Annotated in this window: 16 protein-coding genes and 1 riboswitch; of the genes, 2 read left to right on the forward strand and 14 right to left on the reverse strand. The window is 40.4% G+C overall.

The window, feature by feature from the left end:
* Positions 1-10 precede the first annotated feature (10 nt).
* Positions 11-541 carry an RDD family protein gene (locus tag B7E06_RS16930; RefSeq protein WP_082235113.1) on the forward strand — a complete coding sequence of 177 codons (531 nt, stop codon included), beginning with the start codon at positions 11-13 and terminating at the stop codon, positions 539-541.
* Between the two features lie 289 nt (positions 542-830).
* Here the strand turns inward: B7E06_RS16930 and msrA are convergent, their stop codons facing one another.
* From msrA to nikB, 10 genes are all read right to left on the reverse strand, one after another.
* On the reverse strand, positions 831-1,304 hold the full coding sequence (msrA, locus tag B7E06_RS16940) for a peptide-methionine (S)-S-oxide reductase MsrA (protein WP_082235115.1): 474 nt from the start codon (positions 1,302-1,304) through the stop codon (positions 831-833).
* A 120-nt stretch (positions 1,305-1,424) separates the two neighbouring features.
* Positions 1,425-1,547, reverse strand: a riboswitch (SAM riboswitch).
* An 84-nt stretch (positions 1,548-1,631) separates the two neighbouring features.
* Entirely contained in the window at positions 1,632-2,324 is a 693-nt protein-coding gene (locus B7E06_RS16945) for an AIM24 family protein (protein ID WP_082235116.1), read from the reverse strand.
* 60 nt (positions 2,325-2,384) lie between these two features.
* The gene (locus B7E06_RS16950; protein ID WP_082235117.1) at positions 2,385-2,915 is read right to left on the reverse strand and encodes a chromate transporter; all 531 of its coding nucleotides are present in this window, start codon (positions 2,913-2,915) and stop codon (positions 2,385-2,387) included.
* Positions 2,912-3,493 carry a chromate transporter gene (locus B7E06_RS16955; RefSeq protein ID WP_082235118.1) on the reverse strand — a complete coding sequence of 194 codons (582 nt, stop codon included), beginning with the start codon at positions 3,491-3,493 and terminating at the stop codon, positions 2,912-2,914. Before B7E06_RS16955 ends, B7E06_RS16950 begins: the two co-directional genes overlap by 4 nt.
* A gap of 26 nt (positions 3,494-3,519) precedes the next feature.
* Positions 3,520-5,121: a gamma-glutamyltransferase family protein gene (locus B7E06_RS16960; protein WP_082236045.1), complete on the reverse strand. Its 1,602-nt coding sequence runs from the start codon at positions 5,119-5,121 to the stop codon at positions 3,520-3,522.
* 98 nt (positions 5,122-5,219) lie between these two features.
* Complete coding sequence (locus B7E06_RS16965) at positions 5,220-6,194, reverse strand: ABC transporter ATP-binding protein (RefSeq protein WP_082235119.1); 975 nt, start codon at positions 6,192-6,194, stop codon at positions 5,220-5,222.
* Positions 6,166-7,173 (reverse strand): ABC transporter ATP-binding protein, encoded by a 1,008-nt coding sequence (locus B7E06_RS16970; protein ID WP_082235120.1) that lies wholly within the window; start codon positions 7,171-7,173, stop codon positions 6,166-6,168. The genes B7E06_RS16965 and B7E06_RS16970 overlap by 29 nt, the downstream gene beginning before the upstream one ends.
* Before the next feature lie 6 nt (positions 7,174-7,179).
* The gene (locus tag B7E06_RS16975) at positions 7,180-8,709 is read right to left on the reverse strand and encodes an ABC transporter substrate-binding protein (protein ID WP_082235121.1); all 1,530 of its coding nucleotides are present in this window, start codon (positions 8,707-8,709) and stop codon (positions 7,180-7,182) included.
* Between the two features lie 15 nt (positions 8,710-8,724).
* The gene (locus B7E06_RS16980) at positions 8,725-9,636 is read right to left on the reverse strand and encodes an ABC transporter permease (protein ID WP_082235122.1); all 912 of its coding nucleotides are present in this window, start codon (positions 9,634-9,636) and stop codon (positions 8,725-8,727) included.
* A gap of 12 nt (positions 9,637-9,648) precedes the next feature.
* Complete coding sequence (nikB, locus tag B7E06_RS16985; RefSeq protein ID WP_082235123.1) at positions 9,649-10,590, reverse strand: nickel ABC transporter permease; 942 nt, start codon at positions 10,588-10,590, stop codon at positions 9,649-9,651.
* 294 nt (positions 10,591-10,884) lie between these two features.
* Here nikB and B7E06_RS16990 point away from each other — a divergent pair, with 294 nt between their 5' ends.
* Complete coding sequence (locus tag B7E06_RS16990; RefSeq protein ID WP_082235124.1) at positions 10,885-11,352, forward strand: Lrp/AsnC family transcriptional regulator; 468 nt, start codon at positions 10,885-10,887, stop codon at positions 11,350-11,352.
* Between the two features lie 56 nt (positions 11,353-11,408).
* On the opposite strand, the gene B7E06_RS16995 is transcribed toward B7E06_RS16990, so the two are convergent.
* The 4 genes from B7E06_RS16995 to B7E06_RS17010 all read right to left on the reverse strand — a co-directional run bounded on the left by B7E06_RS16995 (position 11,409) and on the right by B7E06_RS17010 (position 13,237).
* Positions 11,409-11,870 carry an NUDIX hydrolase gene (locus B7E06_RS16995; protein ID WP_082235125.1) on the reverse strand — a complete coding sequence of 154 codons (462 nt, stop codon included), beginning with the start codon at positions 11,868-11,870 and terminating at the stop codon, positions 11,409-11,411.
* Between the two features lie 26 nt (positions 11,871-11,896).
* A complete protein-coding gene (locus B7E06_RS17000) occupies positions 11,897-12,328 on the reverse strand; it encodes a GNAT family N-acetyltransferase (protein WP_082235126.1) in 432 nt (143 codons plus the stop codon).
* Between the two features lie 233 nt (positions 12,329-12,561).
* Entirely contained in the window at positions 12,562-12,843 is a 282-nt protein-coding gene (locus B7E06_RS17005; RefSeq protein ID WP_082235127.1) for a hypothetical protein, read from the reverse strand.
* Positions 12,844-12,967: 124 nt separating this feature from the next.
* Positions 12,968-13,237, reverse strand: coding sequence for a hypothetical protein (locus tag B7E06_RS17010; protein WP_082235128.1), 270 nt, complete (start codon positions 13,235-13,237; stop codon positions 12,968-12,970).
* Positions 13,238-13,342 lie beyond the last annotated feature (105 nt).

Consider the following 13,342-nt stretch of genomic DNA (forward strand, 5'->3'; position numbering starts at 1 on the left):
AGGAGACGAAATGGAAACCGTAGAACCAAATCACCACTCACTAAACCAGACGATTACGGAAAACCTAAAAGAATTTCAAAACGTGATCTACGCCGGATTCGCTCCTCGCTTCTTTGCTTATATTATTGATCTGATCGTCATTTGGAGCCTGAATTCCATTATTACAAGACCGCTTCTAAGATTGACCAATCTCACAGAAGCCAAACTATGGATTGAATTATTCAGTGCATCAAACCTCGCACAATCACTGGTATTCTTTTTATACTTTGCATTAATGACATGGTTTTTCCGTGCCACACTAGGAAAGATGATCTTCGGCCTTTCCGTCGAACCGCTTAAAGGTGTAACCCTTACTAAAGGCCAGATCATTTTCAGGGAAGTCATCGGCCGATACATCAGCATGGCTGCATTTGGGCTTCCTTACCTTGTTGTCATTTTCACAAAAAAACATCAAGGTCTCCATGATATGTTCGCAGATACTGCTGTTATTAAAGATAAAATGAAGAAATTGAAACACGATTTGAAGTCTTCATTAAGTTAGATTTGATGGGTCCCTCTTTAGAGAAAGAGGGACTTTTTCAATGCTTTTTTATGGCTGAGCTCTTCGACGTTGTCTTGCTCTTTTTCAGCAATTCTATTTACTCTTTCGGCGCTTCCCCGCTCCTTTTCAGCGCTTCTCCCCTCTTTCGGCCCTTCCCCGTTCCCTTTCAGCTCTTCTCATCCCCTCTTTCGGCGCATCTCTCCTCTCTTTCAGCTCTTCCAGGAGGAGATGCATTACACTCCCATCAAAAAAAGCACCTTTTCCATTAAGAAAAGGTGCTTCTGTAAAATTAACTGATCCCACAAGCAAAGGAACCATTTTTCTGAGAGTATTTCTGGTGATACTCTTCTGCTTCATAAAATGTAGTGACCGGAACCACTTCGGTAACGATAGGACGCTTAAAGACGCCTTTGTTCGTCCACTGCTGGATTTTTTCTTCAGCTACCGCTCTTTCGGCATCGTTGTGATAAAAGATAGAGGAACGGTATTGGTGGCCAATGTCTCCGCCTTGGCGGTCTTTTGTCGTAGGGTCGTGTGACTCGAAAAAGATATTAATAAGCCCGCCGTATGTGATAACATTTGGATCATATTCAATACGGATAGCCTCGGCATGACCTGTTGTTCCTGTTTTAACTAATTCATACGTGGGATGGGACACATGGCCGCCTGTGTAACCCACTCGTGTATTTGTAATTCCTTCAAATCGTTCAAAAAATGCTTCTACTCCCCAAAAACATCCGGCTGAAAAAATAGCTGTTGCCATGATTATCTTTCCTTTCCCTAAACGCAACTTCTACCTAAGAGAGTTTGACGGTTTTATCATCAAAAAACCCCTTTTCTTATCCAAAATTAAGAAAAGGGGTCGTCATATTTCCGTACGATCCTCTCATCTTCTAGAATGGCAAGTCCATTCTACAGGAATTGGCACCGTTCTCGTCAATCACATGATTGATTCGATGGTTGCCGGGCATCAAAGGGCCAGTCCCTCCGCCTCTCTGGATAAGAAGTTTCCGTTATATTTTTTTTAGTTGTTTTATATATTACTATCTTTTTTGTGTGAAGTAAAGGCGTATGCCTAATTTTTTCAAAATTAACTGTTTCCTGATGTGTAGACCTCTTCAAATGGCTGTACAATGACAAATCCTTCTCCTTCAAACTCCATTTGAATAGACTCACCGCTTCCACGCCCGACTAAAGTTTTAAGACTTATATCTGTGCGAAACTCCGGTTTTAAATGTCCAGACCAGGCTACTGTTGCATTAGGATCAGTAATTACAGGTGCTCCGGGCTTAACAAGGAGCGTTAAAGGTTCGTAATGAGAGGTCACCGCCACCCTTCCTCTGCCTTCTAAGGTTACATTAAAGAGTCCGCCTGCCATCATGCCAGCCACTTTTTTCATTAATTTAATATCCCATTGGATTCCTGGTTCAAACGCTAATAAATCATTTCCATTTACCGTAATCGATTCATTGTTAAGGTTAAAAATTGTAATCTTTTTCCCCTGATCGGCTAAGTACAGCCGCCCTTGTCCTGTGGCTTTCATGAGGGAACTTCCTTCACCTGAGAGGGCTTTTTTAAACATCCGGCCGACTCCGTGCTCAAAGATTCCTTCCCTTTCATACTTTATGTTTCCGGAATAGGAAATCATGGAACCCGATTTGGCCCAGACTTGATCAGTAAGATTTACTTCTAATATACGCGGTGTTTCTAATTCAAAGAACTCATTTTCACTTTCATCCTGCTTAGTTTTTCGGATAAATTCGTCAATTGAGTAATCTGCCATTATTCCAGCTCCCTTCATCGTTCATATCTTTATACGTGAGAAGAGCACTGAAGTTTCAAATCAGCCGAGAAAAACAGCACCATATAGCAGCGATCCTGCAATAACAAAGGCGGGATGGACTTTTACTTTTTCCATTAAAACAAAACTTAAGACAATTAGGAGAATAGTGTGCAGCATGCCCGCTGATATATAAGAAGTATGAAAAAATTGATACGCCATTACTCCAAGCAGAACAGCAATGGCCGGCCTGATCAGTGATGTCATCAGCTTTACCCGGGGTGAACCTTTGTATTTATTGAGCAGGCTTAAAAGAGCAATCATTAAAATTAACGAGGGAGCTACTGTAGCGAAAACGCCGACGGCTGCTCCGAGAATTCCTGCCTGCTCATAACCGATATAACCAGCCATTTTGGTCGCAATAGGGCCCGGCAGCGCATTAGCCATTGCGAGCATTTCACTGAATTCATTCACCGTCAACCAGTTAAACCGCCCGACTACCTCATTTTCCACGAGTGGTATCGAAGCTGGTCCGCCCCCATAGCCGACAATGCCAGGGATAAAAAATGCAATAAAAATATTCCAATAAATCATGGAGCTGTCTCCTTACTTTGCTGCTTATTGTCTTGATTTTCACCTTTCTTCATCGGCTTTACTAAAGCAAACACCAGTAAAGCTCCGATAATAATACCGGGGTGTATCCCTAGTCCTTCTATTAACAGCAGAGAGCCTCCCCCTAGAGCAATAGCAGCCAGGTATCCGAGACTTCCCTGTGCCTTTTTAAAAAAGTCGTAGGTCAATACAGCAAGCATTACACCTACTACCGGTACGACAGCCTGAGTCATTCCATTCACCCAGGCTAAATCTCGGAAATTATTTAAAAATGTCAGCAGAATGATTAATAGCACGATCGTTGGAAGAATAGTTGCTAATACAGCGTTTATCATTCCAAGTATTCCAGATACTCTATAACCGATATAGCCCGCCATTTTGGTAGCAATTGGACCCGGGAGTGAGTTGCCCAGAGCCAGGATATCTGCAAAGTCATCATCTGACATCCATTTATATTTTTTTACGACTTCATTATGAACGAGAGGTATAGAGGAGGGCCCTCCTCCGTATCCAAAAATCCCTACTCGGAAAAAAGCAAGGAATAGATGCCACTGTTTCATTGTTTCTCAGCCCCTCTCTACTCAAATTAATAGGCCGAAATCGTGCCATCCGTTCTCGATTCCGTGCCTCCATATAATGTGCCCTTATCATCACGCCAAATAATCTGGCCTCTTCCAAAAGCCCCCGTTTCCAGCTGAACATGGACATCATGCCCTTTACGGCGCAGTTCTTCTGCAATATGTGAAGGGAAACCCGGCTCCACCCATACCGTTTTATCCTTCATCCACTGCCACCTCGGAGAATCTAATGCAGCCTGAGGATTCAATTGGAAGTCAATTGTATTCATAATAACCTGCATATGACCTTGCGGCTGCATAAACCCGCCCATTACACCAAATGGCCCGACCGCTTCCGTATCTTTTGTTAAAAATCCAGGGATAATCGTATGGTATGAACGTTTATTTCCTTGCAGGGAGTTGGCATGGCCTTCTTCCATAGAAAAATTGTGTCCCCTGTTCTGCAAAGAGACGCCCGTTCCCGGAACAACAAGACCGGAGCCAAATCCCATATAATTACTCTGAATAAATGAAACCATATTTCCTTCATTATCCGCTGCAGCTAGATAAACTGTTCCTCCTTTAGGGGGAGTCCCAGGCTCTGGAGTTAAAGCTTTTTCAGAAATTAATTTTCTTCTCGTTTCAGCGTAGCTCTCACTTAGAAGCTGTTCTACCGTAACCTTCATATAATCAGGATCTGCTACATAATGCTGTCCGTCCGCATATGCCAGCTTCATCGCTTCAATCTGCTTATGATAGGTATCTGTTTCCTCTTTACTGTTTACCTTAAAGCCTTTCATAATATTTAAAGCAGACAGCGCCACAATTCCATGACCATTTGGAGGGATTTCCCATACATCATACCCCCGGTAATTAATAGAAATGGGATCAACCCATTGCGGCTCGTAGTTTTCCAGATCCTCTTTGCGAATGAACCCATTATATCTTCTGGAAAATTCATCGATCTTATCCGCAATTTCCCCATTGTAAAATGCTTTTGCATTCGTTTCCGCTATTTTTATAAGAGTATCTGCATGACCGGGTGATTTCCACACCTCTCCTATTTCAGGAGCTCTGCCTGCCGGAGCAAAGATATCAAACCAAGCTTGAAATTCATCGCCATGAAGACTCGCTTTGAACTTCTCATATCCTGCCTTCCAGAACTTCCCGAGAACAGGTGAGATTGGGAAGCCTTCTTCCGCATACTGAATAGCCGGAGCCAGCACCTCTTTCAATGGAAGTTTCCCAAAGCGGCGGGACAGCTCAGCCCAGGCCCCCGGAGCTCCCGGAACAGTTACAGGAATAAATCCGTAAGTCGGAATTTCTTCATGCCCTCTTTGTTTAACAGCATCAATTGATATGGAAGCAGGTGAAGATCCACTGGCATTTAAGCCGTACAGCTTATCTTTTATCCAGACGAGAGCAAAGGCATCACTTCCAATTCCGTTAGAAGTCGGCTCCACTACCGTCAGCGTAGCAGCTGTGGCAATGGCAGCATCCACTGCATTTCCACCCTTTTTTAAAATATCCAAACCTGCCTGTGAGGCAAGCGGCTGAGATGTAGCTACCATTCCTTTGTTTGCTACGGCTGATATCCTTTTTGCATGATAAGGCTGATTTAAATAATCGATTGGGTTCATATGTAAGGACTCCCTTTTATAATTTTTAAATTAAATACCTTCACCCCAACCTCATTCTAACAAAACAGGCAGGGTGAAGGTTAAGATAGTCATACCTCGTGGCAAGCAACAAAGTGTCCCGGTTCTACTTCTCTCCATTGGGGCTTATCTACCTTGCAGTGTTCTTGGGCTATAGGACATCTTGTATGAAAAGGGCAACCTGATGGGTAATTCGCTGGGCTAGGAAGGTCTCCTTTTAATTTCACTCTGTTTCTTTTCCTTCCAGGTACCAGTCTTGGGATAGCTGACAATAGAGCTTTTGTGTAAGGGTGTAAAGGATTTTTGTAAAGCTCCTCCGAAGAAGCAAGTTCCGCCGAAGCTCCTAAATACATGACAGCGACCCGATCACACACATGTCGCACAACACCTAGATCATGTGAGATAAATAAATAGGTTAACTGGTAAGATTCTTGAAGACTTTTTAATAAATTGATAATTTGAGCTTGAACAGAGACGTCTAAGGCCGATACCGCTTCATCACATATTAATAATGAAGGGTTTAAAGATATTGCTCTGGCTATACCGATTCTCTGTCTTTGGCCACCACTGAATTCATGGGGATATCGTTCTGCATGGTCTTCCTTCAATCCTACCTCTACTAATAGTGACCGAACTCTTTTTTCTCTTTCTTCTTTGTTAAGTTTTGTGTGTATAATAAAGGCTTCTTCTAATGCTTCACCTATTCTCTGCCTTGGATTTAAAGAAGCGTAGGGATCTTGAAATATCATCTGCATGTCTTTTTTAAACCTCTTTAACTTTCGCTCTGGGAGCCCTCCTATTTCTTCTCCACGGAATTTAACAGATCCATCTGTTAAATCTTCCAGTCCCAGAATAGTTCTGCCCAGAGTCGATTTACCACATCCTGACTCTCCTACCACACCTAATGTTTCTCCTTCCATCACTTCAAGAGAAACATCCTCAACGGCTTTCACATAAGATTTTGTTCTCTTCAAAAGCCCGCCTTTTACAGGATAATACTTTTTCACACGATTTGCTTCAATGAGAGGTTTTGTCTGTGTTTGCATTGACTGTCACCTCCTTATTTTGTTCCAGCCAGCATTTCGATTGATGATTGGAAGTTATTTTAAAGTTTGGCGGTTCATCTTGTATACATTTTTCTGTAGCAAACTCACACCGAGGATGAAACCGGCATCCCGGAATCACTTCATTCAATCCCGGTAATGAACCAGGTATGGCTTTAAGTTTTTGACTTGTATCATCTATATCTGGGACAGAAGCTAGCAAGCCTCTTGTATAAGGGTGGCTTGGATTATTAAATATTTCTTCTACAGTTCCTGTTTCTACTACCTTACCGGCATACATGACCATAATTCTATCAGCAACTTCTGCCACCACTCCCATATCATGTGTGACCATAACCATTCCCATCCCATATTCGTTCTTTAAATCGTCCAGCAGCTCGAGTATTTGTGCTTGAATGGTGACATCAAGAGCAGTCGTCGGCTCATCAGCGATTAATAAAGATGGACTGCAGGCAAGAGCCATAGCAATCATGACTCTCTGCCTCATCCCTCCGCTCAATTCATGCGGATATTGACTAATTTTTTTGCCTGGATCAGGAATTCCTACTTGATCAAGCAGGTGAACTGCTTTTTCCTTTGCTTGAGCACTCGAAAGATTTGTATGAATTTTCAAAGGTTCCATTAATTGAAATCCGATAGTAAATACGGGATTTAGAGCAGTCATTGGCTCCTGAAAAATCATAGAAATTTCGTTACCCCGGATGCGTCTCAATTGCTCTTCACTTTTTATAGTGAGCTCTTGTTCATTAAATTGAATGGATCCCGAAGTAATTTCACCATTATTAGGGAGAAGGCCCATAACCGATAAACTGGTAATACTCTTTCCACACCCAGATTCTCCAACAATACAAAGAGTTTCCCCTCGGCTTACAGAAAAAGAAATATCTCTAACTGCTTGAACCTTCCCTGAAGAAGTACGAAACGAAGTGACTAAGTTTTGAACGTTTAGTAATTGTGTCATTTAATCTTACTCCCTGTGGACGTTATATAGTGACCATTGACCAGTAGGATCTATCTGTATTCCTTTAACAGATTCATCAAAAGCGGCAGTCACTACGCCATGATGCATTGGTATCCATGCCGCATCTTCAACTGCGATTCGATTAGCTTCCATCAGATCCTTCTCACGTGCTTCTTGCTCAACCTGCGATCTCGAAGAATCTACCAAGTCATCAAATTCACTGTTATTATATCTGACCCAGTTAGAAGAATCGATATTATCAGAATGCAGATTAGGATAGAGAAGTTCACTACCATCCGCTGTACTGTTTGACCAACTGGTAAACGTCATATCAAAGTCTCCTTTAGGAGTCGTATCAAGAAAAGTTCCCCATTCCATAGACTCGATGGATACATTTAAACCAACTTCGGAAAGTTGAGATTGGACGACTTCTGCCATTCGAGTATATGCTTCTCTATTGGCTGTTAACAGGGTAATCTCTTCATTTCCATATCCGTTTTCTTCAATTATCTGTTTGGCTGCTTCCGGATCATAACTGTACCCTGCCTCTTCAGCAGATTGGTCATAACCAAAAACTTCGGGTCCAATGATACTTTCATTTTTTATACCTAATCCTTTAAGTTGGCCCACATATGCTTCGCGATCGATAGCATGAGAGACAGCTTGTCTAAATTCCAGTTCGTTGTAGGGCGCTTTATCAAAATTAAATCCTACTGAATATACGGGAGTCCCTGCTTTTTCTAATACCTCAATACCATCAATAGCTTCAACTCGAGAGAGGTGCTGGGTAGGAATAGCATCTATAAACTGAACTTCTCCTGTTTCCAGCATAGAAACGGCTGTAGAATATTCTGGCACCACTTTCATAGTAATTTTTTCTAACTGTGCGGGATCTCTCCAATATTCTTCATTTTTTGTTAGTACAACTTCTTTTCCTTGCGACCAGCTATCAAACTTAAAAGGACCTGTACCAACTGGTTCCTGATTAATATCCTGGTTTTTATCAGCTTCTGGACTAACTATAGAAGCATTTGTATGAGATAAGGCAGCTAATAGGGCACCATACGGCTCATTAGTTTTAATTTCAACTGTATATTCGTCTGTAGCTTCAATAGATTCAATTGGTTCTAGTAAAGAGGCGCGAGGAGCCGCTCTCTCTTCATTAACAAATTCTTCAAACGTATACTTTACAGCTTCGGCATTAAAAGGAGTACCATCGTGAAAAGTAATATCTTCCTTTAATTTAATTTCCCAAGTATTTTCGTCTGGGTTTTCATAGGACTCAGCGAGCAAAGGTTTAATTTCCATGGTCTCAGGGTCTCTAGTAAATAAAGTTTCATAAACTTGCTCAATCATAGCCGCAGATATTGAGTCATTGGTATCAATCGGTGAAAGTCCCACCACATCTGATGTCGCTGCATATGTGATTTCTTGGTGGGGATCCTCTCCACCTCCATTACTTGATGAACTGTTACTGCATCCTGAAACCAAAAACCCCATCAACAATATAAATAGTAACCCTCTAATTTTGTTCATAATTCTCCTCCTTTTTTATGTATCTAAGTTCAAATTTGGATCCAACGCGTCTCTTAAACCATCTCCTACTACGTTAAAAGAAAAAACGACAAGCATAATAGCTATTCCAGGGATTATCGTTAAATGGGGCGCTGAGTACATGTAATCCTGTCCTGCAGCAATCATTGCTCCCCATTCTGGAGAAGGAGGCTGAGCTCCAAGACCTAAGAAACTTAATGCTGCTGTAGACAAAATAGCAGTAGCCATTCTCATCGTAGCAAATACTATAATTGGTGCGGTGCAATTAGGAAGAATGTGTTTAAACAAAATTCTGCTATGACTAGCACCAAGAGAGCGCATGGCCATAATATACTCCTGTTTTTTTACAGAGAGCACACTTCCTCGTACAATCCTCGCACATGTGGGGATGGACCAAATACTAATAGCGATCACTACATTTACTAGACTTGTACCCAACATGGCAATGATGAGCATAGCTAGAAGAATCCCTGGAAATGCAAAAAGCAAGTCAACAAATCTCATGATAGGGCTGTCTAACTTTTTAAAATAACCAGAAATCAACCCCAGTATTATGCCTCCAATTAACCCTAACGAAACGGAAGCAATCCCTACTAGTATAGAAATCCTTGCTCCAAATACCAGCCTTGACCATACATCTCTTCCATAGTTGTCTGTGCCTAGCCAGTGGCCAGATGACCCTACACCCAATTCACTATTAGCTAGATCTTGTGCAACAGGGCTATGGCTTGTCATCCAAGGAGCAAACACAGCCATGATGATCTGAATAAAAATAATTACTAAACCAAATACAGCCAATTTGTTTTTAAGTAATCTTTTTGTTGTTTTTATAAAAGGCTTTTCCTTTTTTCCCTGTCTATCTTTATTGTCCTTTGCTTTACTTATTAAAGCTTCTGAATTAGCCAACATTGCACCTCCTTTCTATTCATAACTTATTCTTGGATCAATAAATGCATAAACAATATCTACTATTAGATTCACTAACACAAACAGGGTAGCTACAAGTAATACAGTACCTTGAACGACAGGGAAGTCTCTCGCTGCGATCGCATCTATCATTAACCTGCCGACTCCATTTATTGCAAATACCTGTTCAGTTATAATAGTTCCTCCTAATAGGAATCCAAAATTCATACCTATTACCGTAATTACAGGGATCATGGCATTTCTAAGAGCATGAACCCAAACCACCACTCTATTTTTTACTCCCTTAGCTTTTGCAGTGCGAATATAATCGGCCCGAATAACCTCCAGCATCGCTGAACGACTCATCCGTGCAATCATAGCTGCCGAAGCTGTCCCTAAAGTAATAGCTGGTAGGATTAATTGTCTCATCCCTTCTAAAGTCCAAAAAGGAGCACTTAAACCGCCAACTGGAAGCCACTGTAATTCAACTGAAAATAAAAGAATTAACATTGTACCTAGCCAGAAGTTCGGGATAGAAACACCGAGTAACGCTACAGTTGTACTTGAAACATCAAACCATGAGTTTTGTCTAATAGCGGAAATGATTCCAGCAGGAACACCAATTATTACAGCAACAAACATACTTGCAATTGCTAAATTAAGAGTTTGGGGAAATCGTTCTATAATAGCCCCTGAAACCTCTTGGTTGTTTTGAAAGGAATAGCCCAGGTCTCCTTGTACAACACCTAATATGTAATCAAAATATTGTACTAGAACTGGTTTATTTAAACCCAGTTCCTCTCGAATTGCTGCAAGATCAGATTCTGTAGCGGTTGGTCCTCCAATAATTGTTGCTGGATTTCCAGGAGCCATATGCATACTCATAAATACAAGAAATGAAATACCAATTAACAGTAAGACCAATTGAAACAACCTATTAATAATTAAACTGAACAATTAGTTCTCCCTCCTTATTGAAATATTAGAAAGTACCGTTTAACGTTAAATATGTAAAACCCTCATAAAACTCACGAAAGTTAACCAATATCTATTTTTTGATTAACAAACGGTTATATTGGTGAAGATTATAATGTAATTTTCAAAAAATTAAAACCCTTTTTATGAATAAATTTGGATTTTTTTAGTTTTTCTTGTATATTTATGCTTTTTGACTTTAGATTTGACACTATCTCTTAAAAACATTAAAACTTAAGGGGAGACATAAATGAACCAAATTCAGGGTGGGTGCTTATGGAGGAAAAAAAGAACTTAAAGATTGATGATACAGATAAAAAAATCCTCGAGCTTTTAATCGAGGATGGAAGACTGTCATATGCGGATATTGGCAAGAAACTGGAATTATCACGTGTGGCCGTGCGCTCCCGAGTTAATCAGCTTACTGAGCTAGGAGTCATTGAAAAATTTACTGCAGTGATTAACAGCGAGAAGGTAGGGAAGGAAGTCTCTGCTTTCTTTGAAGTAGATTGTGAGCCCCGTTCTCTCGTGGAAGTGGCAGAAAATCTGGCGAACAATCCTTATGTAGCAAGCTGCTACCAAATGACCGGTCCGAGCACTCTGCATATGCACGTGCTGGTCAGTGATTTTACAGAACTTGAGTCGTTTGTAAACAAAGAGCTTTATGCTCTTGAAGGGATAACGAGAGTAGAGAGTCATATTTTATTAAGGAGGTTTAAGAGCCGAAGTGGGTTAAAATTATAAGAGGACAAATTCTCCTAGTTTAGGAGAACTTGTCCTCTTATAATTCCTCTCGTTTTCTATCTGTTAGAAAACTTTGCAACGTATTCTTTTATTATTTTTCTATGACTGGCGACCATTTTCTCAGGCAGTATATGTGGTGATGTAAAGGCACAGCTGAACGCTTCCTCCTGGTTTGGTCGCAGCTCCCCCTGGTAATCAGCCGTGTAATAGGCAGCTGTTACTGAATAATATTGATCTCCGTTTGGAGCGACTGTATAATAATCTTCTCCAGAGAACACATCGATCAGTTTTAATTTTTCTATTTTTAAATGGGTTTCCTCGTAAACTTCTCTTTCAGCCGTCTCTTCCATTGATTCTCCGAGCTCCATAAGACCTCCAGGCAGCCCCCATACTCTCTTTGGAGAGGTGCGCTCCTGCAGAAGAATTTCTCCCTTTTCATTTACGATAATTGCGACTGCTCCCGGTAATATGAGCGGCCGTTTTCCGACTAATGCTCTAAGCTCTTCAACGTAACCCAAAGAATCTACCTTTCTGTAAAAACCTTTTAAAGAGATTTCTTTAGTGTATAAAAATTGGTACCCGGTGTAAAGTCTTCTATCTTGCCAACAACTTTATAACCATTCGTTTTATAAAAATTCATGGTCTCCTGTTCGAATGTAGTCAGCATTGAATAGTCGGCTCCTCTTTTTCTTGCCATTCTTTCCACTTTTTTTACTAATTCTCTTTCAATTCCCTGGTCTTTAAACTCTTCATAGACCCAGCAATGATTGATTTCCAGCCAGTTCCAATAAAGTTCACTGGAAATTCCGCCGAGCCATTGCTGTTTTTCATTGGTGACGAACATGTTGATCGGCTGTGCAGCATCTTTGTTTTTCACTTGAAAATATGTACGCTCCTTGTACTCTGAGACTCTCTCCTTCAAGAAGCTTCTCATTTCTTCACTATTTTCCATGTCCACAGAAACCTTGTAATCCACTTTTATTTGTCACCTCAATTTTTTAAAATTCGCCGAGAATTAGGGCATGTTGACAAAATAAATCACAAAAAACATCTTAGCATAAAGACAATAGAAAATGAACAACTATTCATCGACATTTTTTTCACAAGTATACCCACTATTCTTGATTTCACAGGGGGTGTAACCTCCAGGATAAGACATGCTTCCTACATAGATTTTGCAAAAAAAGATCGAAACTCCTATTTATACTTTTAAAGGATCCTAATTATGAACACAATCAGAATAATAAAAGGCAGAATAAAAGTGATAGCATTAATCATTTGAAGAATACTTAGGCCGCGGCTGACTTGGCATCTTCTTCTCTGCTGGGCACGGATGTATAGAAATGATAGAAAGGACAAAAATGGAACGATAAATCCGAGTCCTCCCTGATTAACTTGTTTAATTCCACTAATTTCAATGAGAAGTAGAGATAATAGAAAAATATTTACTGCAAAAATTAGAAGCGGAAATGCATAGCAACGGAATTTCATAGTCTCTCTCCTTATCTGTGGTGCACACTCATAAATGCCCTAGATTTTTTACTGTACCACAGGTTAAGAGAAAAATACGATTACGATTTTTTTACAAAAAATAAGACCAGCTTCCCAGCTGGTCTTATCGGTTCTCCTGATATCTCGAAAGCCTTCGTTCATTCAGCCACCATGTTAGTGAACCAAAAATAAATCCGCCCACCACTCCAATAATTAACTTTTCCAAAAGAATCGGACCGGTAACTCCTTCTCCGAAAAATACGTCCATTAAAGAAGAGAAGAGGATAAATACAGACCCATACCCGAGAACTCCATAATACAAAATATACTTAAACTGCCCCATCGACCGCGTTTTCTTCCATCTTTCATTTACTAGTTTTTGTCTTTCATTCATGATTTATTACCTCCGACTTTTCATCTATTTATTGGATGACAACATAAATAAAATTTAAGTTATTTATTTTCATATTTTTCTATAAATTATCTATTTCTTTGTTCT

It is taken from the genome of Halobacillus massiliensis (assembly GCF_900166625.1).
Classification (GTDB): Bacteria; Bacillota; Bacilli; order Bacillales; family Halobacillaceae; genus Halobacillus_A; species Halobacillus_A massiliensis.